Annotated in this window: 20 protein-coding genes; 14 read left to right on the top strand and 6 right to left on the bottom strand. The window is 65.5% G+C overall.

The window, feature by feature from the left end; translation table 11 throughout:
* Window positions 1-30: 30 nt before the first annotated feature.
* The 3 genes from I2H31_RS07745 to I2H31_RS07735 all read left to right on the top strand — a co-directional run bounded on the left by I2H31_RS07745 (window position 31) and on the right by I2H31_RS07735 (window position 2,752).
* Window positions 31-534: a hypothetical protein gene (locus I2H31_RS07745; RefSeq protein WP_196292412.1), complete on the top strand. Its 504-nt coding sequence runs from the start codon at window positions 31-33 to the stop codon at window positions 532-534.
* 35 nt (window positions 535-569) lie between these two features.
* The gene (locus I2H31_RS07740) at window positions 570-2,000 is read left to right on the top strand and encodes an ATP-dependent DNA helicase (protein ID WP_196292411.1); all 1,431 of its coding nucleotides are present in this window, start codon (window positions 570-572) and stop codon (window positions 1,998-2,000) included.
* Between the two features lie 227 nt (window positions 2,001-2,227).
* Window positions 2,228-2,752: a DUF1573 domain-containing protein gene (locus I2H31_RS07735; protein ID WP_196292410.1), complete on the top strand. Its 525-nt coding sequence runs from the start codon at window positions 2,228-2,230 to the stop codon at window positions 2,750-2,752.
* A 90-nt stretch (window positions 2,753-2,842) separates the two neighbouring features.
* On the opposite strand, the gene I2H31_RS07730 is transcribed toward I2H31_RS07735, so the two are convergent.
* The 4 genes from I2H31_RS07730 to I2H31_RS07715 form a co-directional block, all read right to left on the bottom strand.
* The gene (locus tag I2H31_RS07730) at window positions 2,843-3,220 is read right to left on the bottom strand and encodes a DUF423 domain-containing protein (protein WP_196292409.1); all 378 of its coding nucleotides are present in this window, start codon (window positions 3,218-3,220) and stop codon (window positions 2,843-2,845) included.
* A 62-nt stretch (window positions 3,221-3,282) separates the two neighbouring features.
* Window positions 3,283-4,548, bottom strand: coding sequence for an aspartyl protease family protein (locus I2H31_RS07725; RefSeq protein ID WP_196292408.1), 1,266 nt, complete (start codon window positions 4,546-4,548; stop codon window positions 3,283-3,285).
* Between the two features lie 61 nt (window positions 4,549-4,609).
* Window positions 4,610-5,680 carry an o-succinylbenzoate synthase gene (locus I2H31_RS07720; protein WP_196292407.1) on the bottom strand — a complete coding sequence of 357 codons (1,071 nt, stop codon included), beginning with the start codon at window positions 5,678-5,680 and terminating at the stop codon, window positions 4,610-4,612.
* 61 nt (window positions 5,681-5,741) lie between these two features.
* Window positions 5,742-5,999 (bottom strand): KGG domain-containing protein, encoded by a 258-nt coding sequence (locus tag I2H31_RS07715; protein ID WP_196292406.1) that lies wholly within the window; start codon window positions 5,997-5,999, stop codon window positions 5,742-5,744.
* A gap of 292 nt (window positions 6,000-6,291) precedes the next feature.
* On the opposite strand from I2H31_RS07715, the gene egtB reads away from it, so the two are divergent.
* The 6 genes from egtB to I2H31_RS07685 all read left to right on the top strand — a co-directional run bounded on the left by egtB (window position 6,292) and on the right by I2H31_RS07685 (window position 13,023).
* Window positions 6,292-7,599 (top strand): ergothioneine biosynthesis protein EgtB, encoded by a 1,308-nt coding sequence (gene egtB, locus I2H31_RS07710; RefSeq protein WP_196292405.1) that lies wholly within the window; start codon window positions 6,292-6,294, stop codon window positions 7,597-7,599.
* A 130-nt stretch (window positions 7,600-7,729) separates the two neighbouring features.
* On the top strand, window positions 7,730-8,683 hold the full coding sequence (egtD, locus tag I2H31_RS07705) for an L-histidine N(alpha)-methyltransferase (protein WP_196292404.1): 954 nt from the start codon (window positions 7,730-7,732) through the stop codon (window positions 8,681-8,683).
* A 127-nt stretch (window positions 8,684-8,810) separates the two neighbouring features.
* Complete coding sequence (locus I2H31_RS07700) at window positions 8,811-9,947, top strand: pyridoxal phosphate-dependent aminotransferase (protein WP_196292403.1); 1,137 nt, start codon at window positions 8,811-8,813, stop codon at window positions 9,945-9,947.
* 357 nt (window positions 9,948-10,304) lie between these two features.
* Window positions 10,305-11,669, top strand: coding sequence for an MATE family efflux transporter (locus I2H31_RS07695; RefSeq protein WP_196292402.1), 1,365 nt, complete (start codon window positions 10,305-10,307; stop codon window positions 11,667-11,669).
* A gap of 253 nt (window positions 11,670-11,922) precedes the next feature.
* Complete coding sequence (locus I2H31_RS07690; protein ID WP_196292401.1) at window positions 11,923-12,495, top strand: DUF922 domain-containing protein; 573 nt, start codon at window positions 11,923-11,925, stop codon at window positions 12,493-12,495.
* Window positions 12,496-12,678: 183 nt separating this feature from the next.
* A complete protein-coding gene (locus I2H31_RS07685; protein ID WP_196292400.1) occupies window positions 12,679-13,023 on the top strand; it encodes a tRNA-binding protein in 345 nt (114 codons plus the stop codon).
* On the opposite strand, the gene I2H31_RS07680 is transcribed toward I2H31_RS07685, so the two are convergent.
* Entirely contained in the window at window positions 13,016-13,453 is a 438-nt protein-coding gene (locus I2H31_RS07680; RefSeq protein ID WP_196292399.1) for a DUF4296 domain-containing protein, read from the bottom strand. The two genes, I2H31_RS07685 and I2H31_RS07680, sit on opposite strands and share 8 nt — an antisense overlap.
* 214 nt (window positions 13,454-13,667) lie before the next feature.
* Between I2H31_RS07680 and I2H31_RS07675 the strand changes: the two genes are divergently transcribed.
* Window positions 13,668-14,558, top strand: a complete 891-nt coding sequence (locus I2H31_RS07675) for a DUF58 domain-containing protein (RefSeq protein WP_196292398.1) — start codon at window positions 13,668-13,670, stop codon at window positions 14,556-14,558.
* A 306-nt stretch (window positions 14,559-14,864) separates the two neighbouring features.
* Here I2H31_RS07675 and I2H31_RS07670 read toward each other — a convergent pair whose 3' ends face one another.
* Window positions 14,865-15,344 (bottom strand): hypothetical protein, encoded by a 480-nt coding sequence (locus I2H31_RS07670; protein WP_196292397.1) that lies wholly within the window; start codon window positions 15,342-15,344, stop codon window positions 14,865-14,867.
* Window positions 15,345-15,593: 249 nt separating this feature from the next.
* Between I2H31_RS07670 and I2H31_RS07665 the strand changes: the two genes are divergently transcribed.
* The 4 genes from I2H31_RS07665 to I2H31_RS07650 all read left to right on the top strand — a co-directional run bounded on the left by I2H31_RS07665 (window position 15,594) and on the right by I2H31_RS07650 (window position 19,823).
* Window positions 15,594-16,508: a hypothetical protein gene (locus tag I2H31_RS07665; protein WP_196292396.1), complete on the top strand. Its 915-nt coding sequence runs from the start codon at window positions 15,594-15,596 to the stop codon at window positions 16,506-16,508.
* 214 nt (window positions 16,509-16,722) lie between these two features.
* Window positions 16,723-17,745 carry a VWA domain-containing protein gene (locus I2H31_RS07660; RefSeq protein ID WP_196292395.1) on the top strand — a complete coding sequence of 341 codons (1,023 nt, stop codon included), beginning with the start codon at window positions 16,723-16,725 and terminating at the stop codon, window positions 17,743-17,745.
* Window positions 17,746-17,878: 133 nt separating this feature from the next.
* Window positions 17,879-18,547 carry a YggS family pyridoxal phosphate-dependent enzyme gene (locus I2H31_RS07655; RefSeq protein WP_196292394.1) on the top strand — a complete coding sequence of 223 codons (669 nt, stop codon included), beginning with the start codon at window positions 17,879-17,881 and terminating at the stop codon, window positions 18,545-18,547.
* A gap of 112 nt (window positions 18,548-18,659) precedes the next feature.
* On the top strand, window positions 18,660-19,823 hold the full coding sequence (locus I2H31_RS07650) for a lysophospholipid acyltransferase family protein (protein ID WP_196292393.1): 1,164 nt from the start codon (window positions 18,660-18,662) through the stop codon (window positions 19,821-19,823).

The raw sequence follows: 19,823 nt of genomic DNA, 5'->3' as shown, positions 1-19,823 counted from the left end.
TGAATTGCGCAAACCAAGCCGGTAGTACAGATGAGCGAGGTCACTTACCATGTTTTATGGGCACGGTTTAAGCGTCAGGATATGTACCTGCTTTGGATAGCAGGTTTGGAAAAAGAATATTTCTGGACCTTCGACAATCAACGGGTGCCCGCATTTCGGAGCAGAGACAAAATCATTGCGCTGGCCCGGGAACAGGGCTTGCCACTGAAAACAGAGCAGCCGCAACTGCATGATTTAGATAGTGTAGCCGCGTGGATGGATAATCCAGAAAAAATGCCGCCTGCCAATTCGTTAATCGTTTGGAATGCGTTTTCTGACTTAGGCCAAAGTATCGGAAAACCTTTTGACGGCGATACCAAGGCGCCGGTTCGCAACCGGGTATTCGAGCTGTTGTATGCAACAGATGGGATATGGCAAAGGCTGGGATACCGCTCAATTCCGGCAGTTTGGCCTCGCCAAGAACGCAAAGTCCTGCGGCGTATTCTGCTTCAAGGATTCAGGCTATGGAGAAAGCACGTTTATTGGGCCGATTGACTTTATAACTTGATTTGATATTGAAATTGTAATCAATGCTTACCCTCCGCACCCCCTCCGTCCGCGACTACTTCCCCTACGAACCCACCGAGGACCAAGCGCAGCTGTTCACGCAGCTCGACGCTTTTTTGAAAGACCAGTTGCCGGGGCGCAAGATTTTTGTGCTGCGCGGCTACGCCGGCACCGGCAAAACCACCGTGGTGAGTGCCCTGGTGCAGTGGCTGCACAAGCTGCAGCGCAAGTACACGCTGCTGGCGCCCACCGGCCGCGCCGCCAAGGTGATGGCGGGCTACGCCGGCGTGGCGGCCAGCACCATCCACAAGAAAATTTACCGCCAAACGTCGGGCTCGCCGTCTGAGCGGCTCAATTTCCAGCGCCAGCCCAACCGCACCGAGCAAACGCTCTACATCGTGGATGAGGCCTCGATGATTTCGGACGAGAAAGCCTTCGGCGAAAACGGCCTGCTGGACGACTTAATGGGCTTCGTGTTTGAGAAAACCAGCAACAAGCTGCTGCTCATCGGCGACACGGCGCAGCTGCCGCCGGTGGGCCAGCTCCTGAGCCCGGCCCTCGACCCCGATTTGCTGGCCCACCGCTTCCGGGCCACGGTGGGCAGCGTGGAACTGCGCCAGGTGATGCGCCAGGCCCAGCAGTCGGGCATATTGGTGAATGCCACCGAATTGCGCGAGGAGCTGCGTGAGGAAGTGCCCAACGTGCAGCTGCACACCAAGGGCTTCCGCGATATTTTCAAGATGGGCGGCGACAAGCTGGAGGACGGCCTGCGCTGGGCCTACCGCCAGTTTGGGCACGAAAACACCACCATCATCTGCCGCTCCAACCGCAACGCCAACCAGTACAACCAACTCATCCGGCGGGCCTTGTTCGATGCCGAGGAGGAGATTGAGGGCGGCGACTACCTGATGGTGGTGCGCAACAACTATTTCTGGCTGCCTAAAGACTCGGAAATCGGTTTTCTGGCCAACGGCGACTTTCTGGAAATCCGCAAGGTCATCCGGCGCGAGGAGATGTACGGCTTTCATTTCGCGCAGGCCCAGGTGCGGCTGGTGGACTACCCCGACGAGCCCGAAATCGAAGTGAAGCTGCTGCTCGACACGCTGCACACCGAAAGCCCGGCCCTGCCATCGGACCGCAACAACGCCCTGTACATGGCCGTGAGCGAGGACTACGCCCACCTCAAAACCAAGGCCGAGCGCTACAAGGAAATGCGCAAAGACCCCTACCTCAACGCCTTGCAAATCAAGTTTGCCTACGCCCTCACCTGCCACAAGGCGCAGGGCGGGCAGTGGCAGGCCGTGTTCGTCGACCACGGCTTTCTGAAGCCCGACGAGCCGCTGGCCGGCGAGTTTGCGCGCTGGCTCTACACGGCCATCACGCGGGCGTCGGAGCGGCTATTTTTGCTGAATTTCCAGCAGAAGCTGATTAGCGACCCCGTGGAAGACGAGTAGGGCGCGGCCGCAGCAAACCGGAGTTGTAGCCGAGGTGCTGTTGGTTTTGTGCTGTAAATCAGATATTTAAAATATTGTAGGAATGAAAATGGCCCCGGTTGGGTTGCAGGAACTTCACAGTATCTTCAGGGGCGGCCATTAGTTTGGTCGTAAATTTGTGAGTCCCTGCGAAACCAGTAAATTTGTTACACCTCAACTCTTCACCTAACGTTAAAAAGTCTCGTTTCATGAAAAAAACCTTGCTCCTCGCCCTGAGCCTGACCGCTGCCGCTTACACTGCGCAAGCCCAGGCGCCGGCCGCCAAAGCTGCCACCACGGCAGGCCCCGCCATCACGTTCGAAGAGTCGAAGTACGACTTCGGTTCCGTGGTGCAGGGCGGCACCGTCGACCACACCTTCAAGTTCCGCAACACCGGCACCGCCCCCCTCATCATCTCCAACATCGGCGTGAGCTGCGGCTGCACCACCCCGGAGTGGACCAAAGACCCGGTGGCCCCCGGCAAAACCGGCACCATCTCGGCGCACTTTAACTCGACCGGCAAAATGGGCATGCAGAACAAAGTGCTGACCATTGAGTCGAACGCCACCGCCGGTTCCACCACCGTGTCGCTGGTGGGCGAAGTGAAAGAGGCCACTACGGCTTCGGCTGCTGCTACCACCGCTGCCGCTGCCCCGAGCACCGCGGTGAAAGCCGAAGGCAAAAAAGTGAAAGAGAAAGTTGGCGACGCCAAGCTGAAAGCCAAAACGAAGTAGCCTTTGCTGCATTCATTGGCATCACCAAAAAAGGGCGGCCCGCGTGTGCGGGCCGCCCTTTTGCGTTTGGGCCCCAGGCCGGCGCTGGCCCTACAGCTCGCGCACGGCCAGCACCAGGCTCAGCCAGCCGGCCAGCAGCAGCAGCCCGCCAAGGGGCGCCACCGCGCCCAGCTTGGTGATGCCCGTGAAGCACAGCACGTAGAGCGAGCCGCTGAACACCACGATGCCGCCCAGCCACAGCCCACCGGTGGTGCCCAGGCTGCGCAGCTCGGGGCGGGCGGCCCAGAGCACGCCCACGGCCAGCAGCGCCAGCACGTGGAAAAACTGGTAGCGCACGGCCGTCTCAAAGGTGTCGAGGCGGCCGGCTTTCACCAGCGTGTCGTGCAGGGCGTGGGCCCCGAAGGCGCCAATGGCCACGCCCAGCGCGCCGAGCATGCCGGCAAGTTGCAACAGAAGTCGAGCAGTCATAAGAGAACAGAAAAGGGGAGGAGAACGGCCGCAAAGGTAGGCCCGGGGCGGCCGGCGGCCACTCAGATTTGCCGCTTCAGGTGCAGCGACACGGTGTGCAGGTCGCCGTTGGGGCGGCGCAGCACCAGGAGCACCAGGCGCCCGTCTTCGGTGCGCAGCAGGCGGCTGAGCTGGGTGAGCGTGAGGTACTCGGTGGGCAGGAAATTGACGCTTATCAGCTCTTCGTTCACTTCAACCCCGGCCTTGAAAGCCGGCGACTCGGGCTCGACGCGCAGCACCAGGAAGCGGTGGAGGGTGGGGCCGGTGGCCAGCAGGTCGAGGCCGCACATGTCGTGCTCGAAGGGCTCGCGCAGGTGCAGGTTGGGCCGCAGCAGCAGGCGCTGGTGGGCGTAATCGATGACGAGGGAAAAGCGCTTGAGCAGCTCGTAGCCCACGTTGCCGTTGCGGGGCACGTCCGCGCGGCGGTGCACGTCGGCCCCGTTGGGGTAGGAGGTGAGCACGGCCGCCAGCTTGTAGCGGCCCAGCTGCAGCAGCGGCACCCGGCCCAGATAGCCGCGCACCGCCCCGCTCATGCCCTGGCCCAGCTCGGCGGCCAGGCGGCGGGCGGGCACCTTGAGGCGCGGGTCCGAATCGGTTTCGAGTGAAAGGGCGTGGCTGGCGCCGGTGTCCAGCACCAGCTTCAGGTCCAGGGTGAGCGAATCGGTGAGCTGCACGGGGGCCGTGAAGTAAGCTTTGCCTTTTTCGAGGGAAAGCGGCAGGCTCGACCACTGCCGGCCGTGCGGGGCCCGGTAGGTGGCCGGGTCGCTCAGCAGCATGAATGACTCTTCGGGATGCAGCGCCACCACAAAGCTGCGGAACAGCTCCGACCCCAGGATGCCGTGAATGGGCACGCCCACGTAGCCCGACAGGTTCAGCACGTCGCTCTCCAGCACCAGCGGGGCCAGGCGGGGCGCTTCTACCCCGCCGAGGGTGAAGCGCACGCTGTCGGTTTGGTAGGCCAGCAGGCCGCTGTCGGCGCCGCCCGCGCCCACCACCCGAAACCGCTCGCCGTGCCGCAGCCGCAGCGAGTCGGCGAGGGCGGGCACGGTGATGATGGAGGTGGCCACGCCCGTGTCGAGCAGAAAGTTGAACGGCCCGAAGCCATTCAACTCACAGCTAACCACCAGCAGGTTGCGCTGCATTTGTACCCGCACGCGGGCCTGGTGGCGGCGGGCGTTGCGAAAAGCGAACGGGGCCGCCACGGGCTGGGCACGCACGCACTGGCCGAGTTCCCCGCCGAGGCTGAGGAAAACCGCCAACCAGATAATGCGCGCAACAAGCATGGCCATGAAGGAGCTACCAGTGCGGTAAAGTACGCGCAAAGACGCGCCTTTCCTGCGCGCGCTGCCTTTAGCCGGGCAGTTCCCAGGGACCGGCCGGGTCGTAGCGCAGCGCGCCGCCGCCGATGTGCAGGGGCGCGGCCACGTTGTTGTGGTACAGCTGGCCGGTGCCCAGGCCCTGCGCAAAGCCCCGCACGTCGTATTCGCCCGTGAGCTGGGCCACGGCGTTGAGGCCGACGTTGGACTCCAGGGCCGAGGTAATCCACCAGCCGATGCCACGGGCTTCGGCCAGCGCAATCCAGCGGCGGGTGGCCGCGTGCCCGCCCAGCAGGGTGGGCTTCAGCACCACGTAGGCCGGCCGCACCGCGTCAAGCAGGGCCGCCTGCCGGGCCGGGGCTTCTACGCCAATGAGCTCTTCGTCGAGGGCGATGGGCAGGGGCGAAGCGCGGCAGAGCGCGGCCAGCGCCTCGGTCTGGCCTGCCGCCAGGGGCTGCTCGATGGAATGCATGGCGAAGGCCGCCAGCTGCGCCAGCTTCTGCGGGGCCTCGGCGGGGGCAAAGGCGCCGTTGGCGTCCACGCGCAGGGTGAGGCGCTCGGGGCCGGCCGCCGCCCGAATTTCGGCCAGCAGGGCCAGCTCGGTAGCAAAGTCCAGGCTGCCAATCTTGAGCTTCAGGCAGGAGTAGCCGGCCGCCAGCTTCTGCTGAATCTGCTCGCGCATGAAGCCGGCGTCGCCCATCCACACCAGCCCGTTGATGGGCAGGGCCGCTTCGCCCCGGCTGAAGGCGTTGTCGTAGAGCTGCCGCCGGCCGCCACGGGCCAGGTCGAGCAGCGCCGTTTCGAGGGCAAACACCAGCGACGGCAGCCCCAGGCCCACAAATGCCGGCGCATCGGCCACGGCAAAAGTGGCGAAGGCGCCAGCATTGAACCGCTCGCAGAGGCCGGCCACGGCGGCGGGAAAGTCGGGCCCGTAGTCGGGGCTGAGGCCGGCCAGGGGCGCGGCTTCGCCCAGGCCCACGGCCTGGGGCTGGGCGTCGTCGGCCAGGTGCAGGTACCAGGCCACGTGTTCGGCCAGGGCCCCGCGCGAGGTGCGGGCCGGAAAGTTGAAGCGCAGGGCGCGCTGGGAAAAGTAAAGACGGAGCATGCCGCAAAGATGCGCGGCAGGCTCCGTCCGGGCTTTAAAAAACGCGGTAGCCGGCGGTCGGCTATTTCGCCGACGAGGCCACCGTTTTGCCCCGGCGACTCACGAGGCCGCCTTTGCGGCCAGCGTCGCGGGCTTCTTCGGCCGAGAAGCGGTGGCCGCGGCCGCTGGCGTGCGAGGCTTTGCCGCCTTCGCTGGCGATGCGGCGCTGGGTTTCGGGGCTCATGGCGGCGAAGCCGCGACGGCTTTTGGTGCCCACGCGGTTGGCGGGGCGGGTGGCCGACTTAGCGGCGGTGGTGGCGGCGGTGGAAGCAGTTGCCATAGTACTGGTGGAAAGGTGGTAAATGATGTGAATGCGTTATGCAATGGTAGGAAGGACCTCGCCTTTATCCTACCCTTATGGCCTTGTTTAGTTGTGTTTTAGAAGCCAAAGAGACATAAATACCACTTTGTACCGATGAGCTTCTACGTAGTAATTGGCGGGACCTGCGTGTTTATGGATGAACTTGCGGGCCGCCGCGCCGCGCCCGGATGCCACTAATTCGGGCGCCGCCGCAACCTCGGCCGTGCTCTGTCGGTTAGTGCCTGGCACCCTCACCCAACCATTTCCCCTCATGCCCCAACTCCACGCTTCCCCGGCGGCGCCCGTGGCCGCCACCGGCTGGCTGGCCCGCTACCGGGCCGTGCGCGCCCAAAGCCAGGCCCTGTGCGCGCCCCTGCTGCCCGAAGACACCGTGGTGCAGCCCACGCTCGACGTGAGCCCGCCGAAGTGGCACCTGGCCCACACCACTTGGTTTTGGGAAACCTTCCTGCTGAAGGAGTACGCGCCGGGCTACCAGCTGTTCCACCCCGACTACGCCTTCCTGTTCAACTCCTACTACAACTCGCTGGGCTCGCGCGTGAACCGGGCCGACCGCGGCACCCTCTCGCGCCCCGCCCTGGCCGACGTGCTGGCCTACCGCGCCCACGTCGACGAGGCCCTGGGCGCGTTGCTAGGCGAGCGCCACGACCTGCCCGCCGCGTTCTATGAGCTCGTGGAGCTGGGCCTGCAGCACGAGCAGCAGCACCAGGAGCTGCTGGCCACCGACATCAAATACATCCTCAGCACCAGCCCGCTGGCCCCGGAGTACCTGCCCGCTGCCGCGCTGCCAGCTTCCGCCATTGAGGCTGCCCCGGCATCTTGGCTGGCGGTGCCCGGCGGCATTCAGCGGATTGGGTTTCAGGAGGAAGGGTTTTGCTTTGATAACGAGCTGGCGGCCCACGAGGTGCTGGTGGCGCCGTTTGAGCTGCAAAACCGGCTGGTGACCAACGCCGAGTACCTGGCCTTTATGGAGGCGGGCGGCTACCGCGATTTCCGCTACTGGATGGGGGAGGGCTGGGACCTGGCGCAGGCCGAAGGGTGGCAGGCGCCCTTGTACTGGGTGCAGCGCGAGGGCGCCTGGCACCGCTTCACGCACCACGGGCTGCGGCTGGTGGAAGGGGCCGCGCCCGTCACGCACCTGAGCTTCTACGAGGCCGACGCCTACGCCAACTGGGCCGGCGCCCGCCTGCCCACCGAAGCCGAATGGGAAACCGCCGCCCGCTATTTCGAGGCCACGCCCGAGGCGGGCACCTGGCTCGAAAGCCAGCGCTTCGACCCGCAGCCCCTGCCCGCCGACGCCGACCCCACCCAGTGCCACCAGCTGCTGGGCGACTGCTGGGAGTGGACCTACTCGGCCTACCACGCCTACCCCGGCTACGCCCGCGCCGCCGGCGCCCTGGGCGAGTACAACGGCAAGTTCATGGTGAACCAACTGGTGCTGCGCGGCGGCTCCTGCGCCACCCCGGAAAGCCACATTCGCGTCAGCTACCGCAATTTTTTCCACGCCGACAAGCGCTGGCAGTTCACCGGCATCCGGCTGGCGCGGTCATTCAACAACTAAAGAACGGTCATGCCGAGCGCAGCGAAGCATCTTTACCGCTACCACTAATCATTTAGTATTACAGTAAAGATGCTTCGCTCACGCTCTGCATGACCGTTCTTTTGCTCATTAACTACCCCATTCTTATCGAATGCAAAACGTTTTAACCGAACTGGCGCAGCACGTGGCCGAAGGCCTGCGCAAAGAGCCCAAGGCCCTGTCGTCGATGTATTTCTACGACGACGCGGGCAGCCGGCTGTTCCAGCAAATCATGGCGCTGCCGGAGTACTACCCCACGCGGGCCGAGTTTGCCATTTTCCGGGAGCACGGCGCGGCGCTGGCGGCGGCCCTGAGCCCGGCGGCGGGCCAGGCGTTTTCGCTGGTGGAGCTGGGGGCCGGCGACGGCGCCAAAACCAAGTTGCTGCTGCGCGAGCTGCTGGCCGCCGGCCCGGATTTTACCTACGCGCCGGTCGACATCTCGGCGGGGGCCATGACGGGGCTGGTGGAGGCCCTGCGCCGGGAGCTGCCCGCGCTGCGGGTGGCACCGGTGGTGGAAGACTACGCCACGGCCCTCACGCAGCTGCGCACCTGGCCCGGCAGCAAGGCCGTGTTGTTTCTGGGGTCCAACATCGGCAACTTTGGTCCGAATGAGCGCCTGAGTTTTCTGCGGCAGCTGGCCGCGCCCCTCGCGCCCGCCGACCGCCTGCTCATCGGCTTCGATTTGCAGAAGGACCCCCGCCGCATCCGGGCCGCCTACGACGACGCCCAGGGCGTGACGGCCGCCTTCAACCTCAACCTGCTCACCCGCCTCAACCGGGAGCTGGGCGCCGATTTCGACCTCGCCCACTGGCAGCACTACACCGACTACAGCCCCCTCACCGGTGCCGTGCGGTCCTTCCTGGTGAGTACCCGCGCCCAGCAGGTCCGCATCGAGGCGCTGGACGAAACCATTAATTTTGCGGCCTGGGAAGTCATTCATACCGAAAATTCCTACAAATTCACCCGGCCGCAGATTGAGGCCCTGGCCGCCGAAGCGGGGCTGCGGGTGGTAAAAATTTTCACCGACGCGGCCGGCGACTTTGCTGATGTGGTGCTGGCCAGGTAGGGGCGGGGCTGGCCCCCGCCCGCACTTTCCACCGATTTCCGCTCAACGGCCGAGACAAACCCTGCTCAACTCGTTTCGCTGATTTCCGCTCAACGAAGGGCGGGGGCAGGCCCCGCCCCTACATCTTATGCCAACATTGAATGCAGTGAGCCTGGCCTCCGGCTACGGAAATTTTGCGGTGCCCGAGGTGGCGCTGGTAGCGGCCGCCGACGTGCTGACCGAGGCCCACGGCCAACGGGCCCCGCTGGCCGTGGCCCCCGCCGCCGGCCTGCCCGAGCTGCGCGAGGCCCTGGCCCGGCGCTACCGGGAGCGCGGCGCCGGGGGCGTGGCGGCCGGGCAGGTGGTGGTCACCAACGGCGCCAAAACCGGCCTCTTCGCCCTGCTGAGCGAAATTCTGCAGCCCGGCGACGACGTACTACTGCCCACGCCCAACTGGTTTGGCTTTTGGGAACTGGTGCGCCGGGCGGGCGGCAATTTGCGGACGTTGCCCCTGGCCGCGGCCGACCATTACGCCCTCACGCCGGCCGCCTTGCGTGCCGCCCTCACGCCGGCCACCCGGCTGCTCCTCCTCAGCAACCCCAACAACCCGACGGGCCGCGTGTATTCCCGCGCCGAATGGGCGGCCCTGCTGGCCGTGACGGCTGATTTCCCCGACCTCTGGGTGCTCAGCGACGAGATTTATGAAGGCATCAGCTTCGGGCTGGAACCAGTGCCCACCCTGCTCGAATGGCCCGACCCGCACGGCCGGCACGTGGTGGTGAGCGGCTTTTCCAAGTCGTTGGCGCTGGCGGGCTGGGGCGTGGGCTGCCTGGTGGCCCCGCCCGCGCTGGCCCAGGCCGTGACGGCCCGGCTGTTTGCCACGGGCGCGCCGGTGCCGGTGCCCAGCCAGGCGGCGGCGCTGGCTGCCACGCGCCACGCCGAGGAAATCAGTCGTGGGCTGTGCCAGCAGCTGGCCCCCAACCGGGCGTTGCTGCTGGCCGCGCTGGCCGCGCTGCCGGGGGCTGGAACCATTGCGGCGCCGGAGGGCACTTATTACGTCTTTGCCGATTTCACCCGCTTCCTGCCCCCCGGCCTGCCCCCGGCCGAAGCTTCGGCGCAGCTGGTACGGCAGTTGGCCGGCGCGGGCGTGGAAGTGGTGAACGGCGCCTCCTGCGGCGCCCCCGGCTTCGTGCGCCTGTCCTACGCCGTGGCCGAAACGGACCTGCGGCTGGCCGTGCAGCGCATCCACGAAACCCTGGCTCCGGCCACTCAGCCACTCATTTAAAAGCGGCAAGTGGTTCCACACCACCCCAGAGTGGTTCCGAACCGGTCCCGGGTGGTTCCGCACCACTCTAGGGTGGTTCCAAACCACTTTCGACCGGTTCGGAACCACTCCGCAGTGGTTACGAACCACCCGGGACCGGTTTAGAACCACTCCAGAGTGGTTCTAAACCACCTGGCACCGGTTCCAAACCACTCTGGAGTGGTGCGGAACCACTCGGGACCGGTGCGACACCACCCGGGACCAGTCCGGAACCACCCCAGAGTGGTTCCAAACCACTCCTGACCGGTTCCAAACCACTCCCGACCGGTTCGGAACCGGTGGCCGTACCTTTGTTGGCCTTTGTTAAGGCAGAAAAATATGTTGCAGAATATCCGGCCGCACCTGCGGCCAACGCTGGTGCTGGCTTTGCCGGTGGTGCTGTCGCAGCTGGGGCACGTGATGGTGGGGTTTGTCGATTCGGTGCTGGTGGGGCGCACGGGCACGGTGCCGCTGGCCGCCGTGAGCCTGGGCGTGAGCAGCACCACCGTGCTGCTGATACTGGGCATTGGCCTAAGCATGGGCAGCGTGCCGCTGGTGGCCGCCGCCGACGGCCGGCGCGACCTGCCCGATTTGGGCCGGCTGCTGGCCTCCTCCGTGGGGCTGAGCGCCCTGGCGGGCCTGGTGCTGGCCGGGATAGGGCAGGTGGTGCCCTACCTGCTGGGCTACCTGGGGCAGTCGGCCGAGGTGGTGGCCCTGGCCGCGCCCTGGGTGCGGGTCATCAGCTGGTCGCTGCTGCCGCTGATGGTGTACCAGGGCTTCCGCGAGTTTGCCGAAGGACTGGGGCTGACGCGGCAGGCCATGTGGCTGTCGGTGCTGGCCAACGTGGTGAACGCCGTGCTGTGCTACATGCTGGTGTTTGGGGCATGGGGCGCGCCGCGCCTGGGCCTGATGGGCTCGGCCTGGGCCACGCTCATTGCGCGGGTGCTCATGGCCGGGCTCATGGCGGCGTACGTGTTGCGGGCGCCGCGCCTGCGCGCCTACCGCGCCGCCGTGACCAGCTGGCTGCCAGACGGCCCCACGCTGCGCCGGCTCTTCGACCTCGGCGCCCCCATCGGCGTGCAAATGGCGTTTGAAGTGGGCGCTTTCGCCGCGTCGGCCATCATGATAGGCTGGTTGGGGGCCGCCACGCTGGCCGCGCACCAGGTGGCCATCAACCTGGCCTCGATGACGTACATGGCGGCCAGCGGCATTGCGGCGGCGGCCACCATCCGGGTGGGCAACCTGCGGGGCAGCGGCCAGCTGGCCGACGCGCGGCAGGCCGGCTTTGCGGCCTACGTGCTGGGGTTTGGGTTTATGGGCACGATGGGGCTGCTGTTCATCGCGACCCGCCACGTAGCCCCGCTCCTGTACAGCCACGACCCGGCCGTGGTGAGCCAGGCGGCGGGGCTGCTGCTCATCGCGGCGCTGTTTCAGGTGTCCGATGGCTTGCAGGTGGTGGGCCTGGGCTCGTTGCGGGGGCTGGAAGACGTGAAAGTGCCTTCCGTGGTGGCCCTGCTGGCGTACTGGGCGGTGGCGCTGCCGCTGGGCTACTTCCTGGGCTTCGGGCTGCACCTGGGGGCGCCGGGGGTGTGGGCGGCGCTGCTGGTGGGCCTCAGCATTGTGGCCGGGGTGCTGCTGCTGCGCTTCCGCCGCGAAACCGCGCCCGGCGCGCCGCTGCCCGTGCCAGTAGCGCGAACGTTGTAGTTCGCGCACCCGAACGAAACCCGAGCGGCGCGGGCACGCGAACTACAACGTTCGCGCTACTTGTTGGCGCCTGCACTGCCTCCGAAACCACGTTGGGGCTGGGGTAAAGATGCTTTGCTGCTCCCAGCCGGACGTTCGGTGACTTGCTGCGCCGCACGACGACTGGCGGAGGCTATTAATTCGGGGGCCTGCGCAATTTTTGCGCGGCCCGCCGTGTTGGGTTCGTCCGGTGTTTTACTTGCTTTCTTCCCGCATGCTTTCTTTTCTGACTTCGTTTTGGCTAGTGGCCGGGTGGCTGCAAGGGCCGGCCGCCAAGCCCGCGCCGGCCGCTAAACCGGCCGCGGCCCCCATCGAATGGTCGGCGACGCGCCCGCTCACCGTGGCCGACTTCCTGGGCCGCCCCGGGCCTTCCGACCGCCTGGCGGCCCTCACCACTTCCGACCTCAAGGCCGACGCGGCCTGCCGGGACTTCGTGTTTACGGGCACGGTGCACGCCACCTTCAACCCCAACACCTCCTGGATGCGCAACCCCGCCACGGCCACGCCCGCCCTGCTGCGCCACGAGCAAATCCACTTCGACATCACGGAAGTCTACGCCCGCATCATGCGCCAGAAGCTGCTCGTGTTTCAGGCCAAAGCCGACTGCGCCAAGCTCCAGCCCGGCTTCAACAACCTCACCAAAGGCGTGTACGACCAGTGGGACCGGGAGCAAAACCGCTACGACGCCGAAACCAACCACGGCCTCAACGCCGCCAAGCAGGACTACTGGGAAAAGCAAACCCAGATAAAGCTGGCCCAACTCGAAGCCTTTGCCTCGAAAAACTAGCTTAACCAGCTTAAGAGGAATAAACCGCCCAGCCCACCATACCCACGGCGGTCATGTCGAGCTGGTCGAGACATCTCGCGTGCCACCACTAATCCAATCGATTGAGTTAGTACTGCACGCGAGATGTCTCGACCAGCTCGACATGACGGGCTGTTTGCCTTACCAGACATTCCTTCCCCCTATATGTCCTCACCTGACCTTACCTGGGCCGAATTTGCGCGCGTGGATTTGCGCGTGGGCACCATCCTCGAAGCCCGGCCTTTTCCGGAAGCGCGCCGGCCCGCTTACCAATTGCTGGTGGACTTCGGCCCGGAAATCGGCCTGAAAAAAACCAGCGCCCAAATCACGCACCACTACACGCCCGAAACCCTGGTGGGCCGGCAAGTGCAGGCCGTGGTGAACTTCCCGCCCAAGCAAATCGGAAAATTCCGCTCCGAAGTGCTGGTCACGGGCTTTGCCGATGCCGACGGGCACATTGTGCTGGCCGCCGTGGCCGGCCCCGTGCCCAACGGCAGCCGCCTTATTTAGCTTGTTTAGCCAGCGCGGAGGCGTTTTCGGGCAGGGCCACCGTGGGGGGCGGGGCGCCCGCCGGGGGGGTGGGCGCTCTTTGGGCGCGCAGGGTCAGCGTGTCGATGACGGCGCCGTAAATGTCGCCCAGGTCCTTGCCGTGGACGCCGTAGTAGCGGTAGCTGCGCTGAAACGCCGAGTCGGTGACCTCGGCGCGCCAAAGCAGGGCTTTTTGCTGTTCCAGGTAGAGCGCGCGGGCCGAATCTTGCGGCAGGCGGCTGTTTTCGGTACGCGCTTCGAGCACGTGCAGGTCGGCCAGCAGGCGTATCATTTGCTCCTTGGGCAGCAGGTCGGCCGGGGCCACGGGCTCTTCGGGACGCCCGCAGGCGGCTGCGGTCAGCAGGAGAGGCGCCAGCAGCAGGCCCCGGCAACGGCAACGGAAGGTTTTCACGCCGCAAAGTTACGCCGGCGCCGTAGCTTCGCCTTTGGTTAGTTGGTGGGGGTGGGTGGTGTACGGGTCAGTGCTTATAGAACGGTCATGCCGAGCGCTAGCGAAGCATCTTTACCGCCACCACTAATTCTGACGATTGCATCTCGTTGCGCGGTAAAGATGCTTCGCTGCGCTCGGCATGACGTTCTTTGATTCTCCACTCCCTGCTGCTGCCATGAACTCAACTCTCACCGAGCTGGTGCGCCGCCTGCGCCACCTCGAAATCCGCATTCGCAAGGCGGTGGAGGCCCAATTGCAGGGCGATTTTCACTCCGTGTTCAAGGGCACGGGCCTGGAGTTCGACGACGTGCGCCTCTACCAGTACGGCGACGAGGTGCGCGCCATCGACTGGGCCGTATCGAGCAAGGGCCACGGCACTTTCGTGAAAACCTACAAGGAGGAAAAGGAGCAGCAGGTGCTGGTGCTGCTCGACGTGAGCGCCTCGCTGGACGTGGGCGACGGCCAGCGCCGCAAGCTCGACGTGGCCCGCGACATTGCGGGGCTGCTGGCGCTGTCGGCGGCCCGGCAGGGCTCGGCGCTGGGGTTGTTCGCGTTCAGCGACCAGAAAGAGCTGTATTTGCCGCCGGCCAAGGGCGGGCGGGCGGTGGTTGCGCTCATCAACCGCCTGTTTGGGCTGGTGCCGGCCTCGCGCGGCACGGGCGTGGCCGCGGGCATCCGCCAGGCCCTGGGCCTGCTGAAGCGCCGCAGCCTGGTGGTGCTCATTTCGGACTTCATCGACGGCAGCTACGAGCGCGAGCTCACCATGCTGGCCCAGCGCCACGACCTGATAGTGGTGCAGCTGCGCGCCCCGCGCGAGCGGCAGTTTCCGGCCCTGGGCATTGTGCCGCTGCGCGACGCTGAAACCGGCCAGGTGCGCTGGGTCAACACGTCGTCGCCGGATTTCCGGGCCCGCATCGAAGCCGGGGCCGACCGCCAGGAGGCCGAGCTGGTGAACCTGTGCCGCCGCACCCGCACCGGCTTCCTGGCCCTGAGCACCGAGGGCGACTTCGTGCCGCAGCTCGTGAATTTGTTTCGGCACCGGCAGCAGTTCGGGCGGCGGGGGTAGGGGCCTCCCACTTCGCACGCCGCCACAGCCGACTTCAAAGCACGGCTGCTGAGCGGAGCCTAACGGCTGCTGACGCTGCCACATTGGCAGGTAAAATAGCCGAAACCGGCCCTTTTACTGCCATAACCGGACCTCCGAGGGGGGGTTATGGCAGTAAAAGGGCCGGTTTCGGCTCTCCAGGCTCCGAATTGGGTTCTTTGGGCTCCGGTTTCGGCTCTCCAGGGTCCGGCTTGGACCCAGAAAGGCCCGGTTTCGGTCCTGCGAGGGGCGAAACCGGGCCTTTTTATGTCAAAACCGGGCTTGCGCTTAGCCTTTCAGGCCCTTGCCGGGCCGGCCGCCGCCGTTGCCGGGAAACTGCTGGCTCAGGTCGTCGTAGGCGGCCTGGGCGCCGGGCTGCTTGTTTTTGGCCAGAAACTTCACGTTGTTGTAAATGACGAGGGCGGCGGCGTAGGCGTCGGAGCCGGCCAGCATCATCGTCGATTCCACGTCGAGGGCCAGGCCGGCGAGCAGCTGCCCGATGGGGGAGAGGCCGTTGAGGGCGGCCGTGTCGTGCTCGAACTCGGTGAGGTCGAGGAAGGACGGCACGAAGCCGGGGTTGCTGCGGGCGTAGCCGAAGGCTTTTTGCACGAAATCGACGGTTTTGGCGCCCATCTTGAGCATGGCCGACCGTTCTTCGGGCGTGAGGGCCTGCAGGTAGGGGCGCAGCTCGGCGGCGCCCTGCTGGAAGTAGCCCAGCGCCTTGTGCAGCACGGCGTCGGGGATGGCGGTAGAGAAATTGTTCTGCATAAAAGGGGAATAAAAGGGGTTCTTGCCTACCGGTAACGTTGCCGGAAGTATGGGCAAGGTAAGGGGCGGGGTGCTAGGAACCTAGCGCGGTTTCGGAGTAGCGCGGACTTTGCAGTCCGCGTCCCCGGCGGAAACCCGAACGATGCCCGGATACGAACCGAACGGCGCGGGGCACGCGGACTACAAAGTCCGCGCTACTCCCCGGCCGCTACCTTTGGGCCCTTGCCCGCCTTGCCCGCCGTGCCCGCTATGCGCCTTCGCTTTTTCCGACGTTGCCGGTTGCTGGTGCTGTCCCTGCTGCTGCCGGGGCGGCTGCTGGCCCAGCCGGCCCCCCTGCCCGCGCCCGAAGGCCGTTTTCTGAAGCAAACCGTGCTGGTGGGCGAGCCGCTGGACTACGAGCTGCGCTACGAGCACGCCCCCGGCCTGGAAGTGGTGTTTCCGGATTCGCTGGCCCGCTTCGCGCCGTTTGAGTACGCGGGCAAAACCTACTACCCCACCCGCACCCGCCACGGCCGCAGCCTCGACCGCGCCGTGTACCACCTGCGCACGTTCCGGCTCGATTCGGTGCAAACCCTGGCCCTGCCCGTGGCCGTGCTGCAGGGCGAAGACACCCTGAGCGTGCTGCCGGCGCCCAGCCGCGTGCGCCTGCGCCGCACCGCGCCGGCGGGCGCGGGCCCGGCCCTGCCCGCCCTGCGCCAGAACCTGGCCCTGCAGCCCGTCGAGCCCGCGTTCAACTACCCCTACTGGCTGGCGGGGGCGCTGGCGGTGTTGCTGCTGCTGGCGGGCAGCGCGGCGCTGTTTCGGCGGCCCCTCACGCGGCGCTACCAGGCCTACAAGCTGCGCAAAAACCACGGCTATTTCCTGGCCCAGTTTGCCCGGCACGTCGAGCGGTTCGACCTCTCGCGCTCGGCCACCAACGTGGAGCGCGCCGTGGTGCTCTGGAAAAACTACCTCGCCGGCCTGGAAAATAGCGGCCTGAACTCGTTCACCACCCGCGAAATCGTGGCTTATTTTGAAAACGACGTCGACGTGCGCAAAGCCCTCACCGCCACCGACAAGGTGATTTACGGCAACCTGCAAAGCGAAGACGCCCGGGAAGTGGACCGCGCCTTTCAGCGCCTGCGCGGCTTTGCCGAGCGGCGGTACGCCTCGGTGGTGCAGTAGGGGAGGCGGGGAGGTGTAGAAGTTGGGAGATGGGGAGGTGTAGAAGTGGGAGATGGGGAGCACGCCTGTCATCCTGAGCGCAGCGAAGGACCTTCTCACGTCAGCGCCGGTTGATTCACGACAAGCCGTTGCAGCGTGAAAAGGTCCTTCGCTGCGCTCAGGATGACAGACGTTAACTACTCCCCACCTTCCCCTTTCCTACCTTCGCCCCCGCGTGACCGACTTTTTCAACCTTTTGCGCTACGCCACGCTGGCCAGCTACCAGTGGCAGCAGCCGCGCCTGCTGCTGCTGCTGGCGGCCGTGCCGCTGCTGTTTGGGTTGCGGCGGGTGCTGGCGCGGCGCCGGCCGCGGGTGGGCGTGGCGTTTGGGCCCGGCGCGGGCCCGCGCGACTGGTCGGCGGCGCTGCGCTTTCTGCCCGATGTGGTGCTGGGCCTGGCGCTGGGCTTCGGCCTCGTGGCGCTGGCCCGGCCGCAGCGCACCGATGAGCGCGTGGAGCAGTCGGGCCGCGGCATCGACATTGTGCTGGCCTTCGACGTGTCGGGCTCGATGGAAATCGAAGACCTGCGCCCCAACCGCCTCGCCGCCGCCAGGCGCATTGCCGCCGACTTCCTCAAAACCCGCGTGGGCGACCGGCTGGCGCTGGTGGCGTTTGCCGGCGATGCCTACTCGCTGGCGCCCCTCACCACCGACTACGACCTGCTGGCCGAAGACCTTGCCGGCCTCAAAGTGGGCATGATAGCCAACGACGGCACGGCCATTGGCACGGCCCTGGGCGTGGCCACCAACCGCCTGCGCGAGTCCACGGCGCGCTCGCGGGTGTGCATCCTGCTCTCCGACGGCGAAAGCAATGCCGGCAGCCTCGACCCCTTGCTGGCCGCGCGGCTGGCGCACGCCTTCGGCATTCGTATTTACACCATTGGGGTGGGCAAAGACGGCTTCGTGCCCTACGGGCAAGGCCCCGACGGCCGGCCGCGCTACGTGCAAACCCGCCTCGACGAAACCACCATGCGCCAGCTGGCCGCCGCTGCCGACGGCCGCTTCTTCCGGGCCACCGACACGGCCGGCCTGCGCGAGGTTTTCAACCAAATCAACCGGCTGGAAAAGTCCGAAATCAAGCAGCTCCGCTTCCGCAACACCCGCGACTTCTACCAGCCCTACCTGTGGCTGAGCATCGCGCTGTGGCTGGTGTGGCTGCTGCTGAAAGGCACTTTCCTCAGCAACCCGCTGGAAGACTAAGTTGATGTGTTGATTGTTCGATGTGCTGATGTGCTGAGCATTTTACAATTTCCTTTTCTTCGCTGTGTGCTTTGGTTCCGGATTCTTTCACATGCCAGCACATCAGCACATCGAATAATCAACACATCAATCAATGTCCATCGCCGAGAATATTCACCGCATTGAAAACGAGCTGGCCGGCACGGCCGCCCGCCTGGTCGTCGTCACCAAAACGCACCCCGTCGAGAAGCTGCGGGAGGCCTACGACGCCGGCGCGCGCCGCTTCGGCGAAAACCGGCCCCAGGAAATGGCCGCCAAGCAGCCTCAGTTGCCCAATGACGTGGAGTGGCACCTCATCGGCCAGCTCCAAACCAACAAGGTGAAGCTGCTGGCGCCCTTCGTGCACACCATCCAGAGCATCGACAGCCTCCGGCTGCTCCGGGAAATCGACAAGCACGCCGCCACTCACCACCGCGTCATCAACGGCCTGCTGCAATTCCACATCGCCCGGGAAGAAACCAAATCCGGCCTCACGCTGCCCGAAGCCGAGGAAATGCTGCATTCGGAAGAGTTCAGGCAAATGCGGCACGTGCGCCTGACCGGCGTGATGGGCGTGGCCACCTTCACTTCCGATGAAGCCCAGCTGCGGCAGGAGTTTCGACAGCTGCGCGGCCACTTCGAGCACCTGAAAGGCGCTTTTTTCGCTGATGAGCCGGCTTTTTGCGAGCTGTCCATGGGCATGAGTGGGGACTACCCGCTGGCGGTGGCCGAAGGCAGCACGCTGGTGCGGGTGGGCAGCGCCATTTTCGGCAGCCGGGGCTAGGGCTGCCGGCGTTCAGCGAACCTTTGGAGGAGCCCCGCCTGCACAGCCGCCAAGCACGGCGGTAGAAATTCTCCTATCTTCCGTCCTCCGACTGCCGCCTCACTTCCCACCAATGTCCACTGCTGCCTCGTCTTCGCTGCCCCCGCCGGCCATTGCGGCCAACCAGCACATCTACGACGACTATTTCGAAGAGGACTTCACCCGGACGGTGGACGAGAACATCCTGCAGCTGCTCGACCGCGTCTGGTTTCGGTCCGAGCTGGTCGGGTTCGAGAATTTCCCGCAGCGCAACCGGCCCGACCGGCCCCTGATTTTCGCCTCGAACCACTCCGGCATGGCCTTCCCTTGGGACGCCATCGTGGCCCTGTCGCACCTGTTTCGGCAGCTGCCCAAAACCAGTTCCCTCAGCGACTTGCCGCGCCCGCTCTCGGCCCCGCTGCTCTCGCAAACGGCCCTGATGAACCCCTACCTGGTGAAGGACTTCTGGAAAAAATGCGGCTGCGTGGACGCCACGACGCTGAATTTTGAAACCATGATGTACTACCAGGACCACAACCTGATGCTGTACCCCGAGGGCGTGCCCGGCATCGGCAAGGGGTTCAACCGCAAGTACGAGCTGCAGCGGCTGGCCACCAGCATGGTGCGCCTGGGCCTGCAGCACGGCACCGACATCGTGCCCTTCTACACCATCAACGCCGAATACCTCAACCCCTACGCCTACAGCTGGGACTGGATTAACAACCTGACCAAGAAAATCGGCATCCCGTTTTTGCCGCTTACGCTGCTGCTCTTGTTGGTGTTGGTGCAGCCCTGGGCCTTTTACCTGGCGTTTCCGGCCAAGCTCATCTTCGTGATGGGCACCCGCATCCGGCCCTCCGACCTCACCCCCAAAACCACCGCCGAGCTCACCCGCGAAGACTACCTGCAACTCTCGGAGCAAATCCGCCAGCAAATGCAGGCCGAAATGGACGCCGCCGTGGTTGCCCACGGCCAAAAGCCCTACCGCTGGGGCGAGCTCTGGCAGCGCATGAAGGAAAACCGCCGGTTCTTCCCGTTTTTCCTGCCCTTCGCCTGGCCCGCCATGTTCACGGAATTTGAGCGCCTGTACGTGAAGGAAGGCCAGCGCAATTTTCGCATGAAACTCGACCAGCCCGGCGCCTGGCTGCGTATGCTGTGGCGCAACCCCATCACGCTCGCCTACTTCGTGCCCCTGCTAGGCTGGATTCCTCTGGCCATCAAAGGATATAAGGGCAATAAGCTGGGGCAGAAGCCATAA

Source organism: Hymenobacter ruricola, from assembly GCF_015694525.1.
In the GTDB taxonomy this organism is placed as follows: domain Bacteria; phylum Bacteroidota; class Bacteroidia; order Cytophagales; family Hymenobacteraceae; genus Hymenobacter; species Hymenobacter ruricola.
The sequence above is the reverse complement of the archived record's forward strand: the minus strand, read 5'-3'. Positions and strand labels throughout refer to the sequence as shown.

Coding starts and splice junctions, on each gene's coding strand:
- I2H31_RS07745 (WP_196292412.1), top strand. CDS start 31: ATGAGCGAGGTCACTTACCATGTTTTATGGGCACGGTTTAAGCGTCAG.
- I2H31_RS07740 (WP_196292411.1), top strand. CDS start 570: ATGCTTACCCTCCGCACCCCCTCCGTCCGCGACTACTTCCCCTACGAA.
- I2H31_RS07735 (WP_196292410.1), top strand. CDS start 2,228: ATGAAAAAAACCTTGCTCCTCGCCCTGAGCCTGACCGCTGCCGCTTAC.
- I2H31_RS07730 (WP_196292409.1), bottom strand. CDS start 3,220: ATGACTGCTCGACTTCTGTTGCAACTTGCCGGCATGCTCGGCGCGCTG.
- I2H31_RS07725 (WP_196292408.1), bottom strand. CDS start 4,548: ATGGCCATGCTTGTTGCGCGCATTATCTGGTTGGCGGTTTTCCTCAGC.
- I2H31_RS07720 (WP_196292407.1), bottom strand. CDS start 5,680: ATGCTCCGTCTTTACTTTTCCCAGCGCGCCCTGCGCTTCAACTTTCCG.
- I2H31_RS07715 (WP_196292406.1), bottom strand. CDS start 5,999: ATGGCAACTGCTTCCACCGCCGCCACCACCGCCGCTAAGTCGGCCACC.
- egtB (WP_196292405.1), top strand. CDS start 6,292: ATGCCCCAACTCCACGCTTCCCCGGCGGCGCCCGTGGCCGCCACCGGC.
- egtD (WP_196292404.1), top strand. CDS start 7,730: ATGCAAAACGTTTTAACCGAACTGGCGCAGCACGTGGCCGAAGGCCTG.
- I2H31_RS07700 (WP_196292403.1), top strand. CDS start 8,811: ATGCCAACATTGAATGCAGTGAGCCTGGCCTCCGGCTACGGAAATTTT.
- I2H31_RS07695 (WP_196292402.1), top strand. CDS start 10,305: ATGTTGCAGAATATCCGGCCGCACCTGCGGCCAACGCTGGTGCTGGCT.
- I2H31_RS07690 (WP_196292401.1), top strand. CDS start 11,923: ATGCTTTCTTTTCTGACTTCGTTTTGGCTAGTGGCCGGGTGGCTGCAA.
- I2H31_RS07685 (WP_196292400.1), top strand. CDS start 12,679: ATGTCCTCACCTGACCTTACCTGGGCCGAATTTGCGCGCGTGGATTTG.
- I2H31_RS07675 (WP_196292398.1), top strand. CDS start 13,668: ATGAACTCAACTCTCACCGAGCTGGTGCGCCGCCTGCGCCACCTCGAA.
- I2H31_RS07670 (WP_196292397.1), bottom strand. CDS start 15,344: ATGCAGAACAATTTCTCTACCGCCATCCCCGACGCCGTGCTGCACAAG.
- I2H31_RS07665 (WP_196292396.1), top strand. CDS start 15,594: ATGCGCCTTCGCTTTTTCCGACGTTGCCGGTTGCTGGTGCTGTCCCTG.
- I2H31_RS07655 (WP_196292394.1), top strand. CDS start 17,879: ATGTCCATCGCCGAGAATATTCACCGCATTGAAAACGAGCTGGCCGGC.
- I2H31_RS07650 (WP_196292393.1), top strand. CDS start 18,660: ATGTCCACTGCTGCCTCGTCTTCGCTGCCCCCGCCGGCCATTGCGGCC.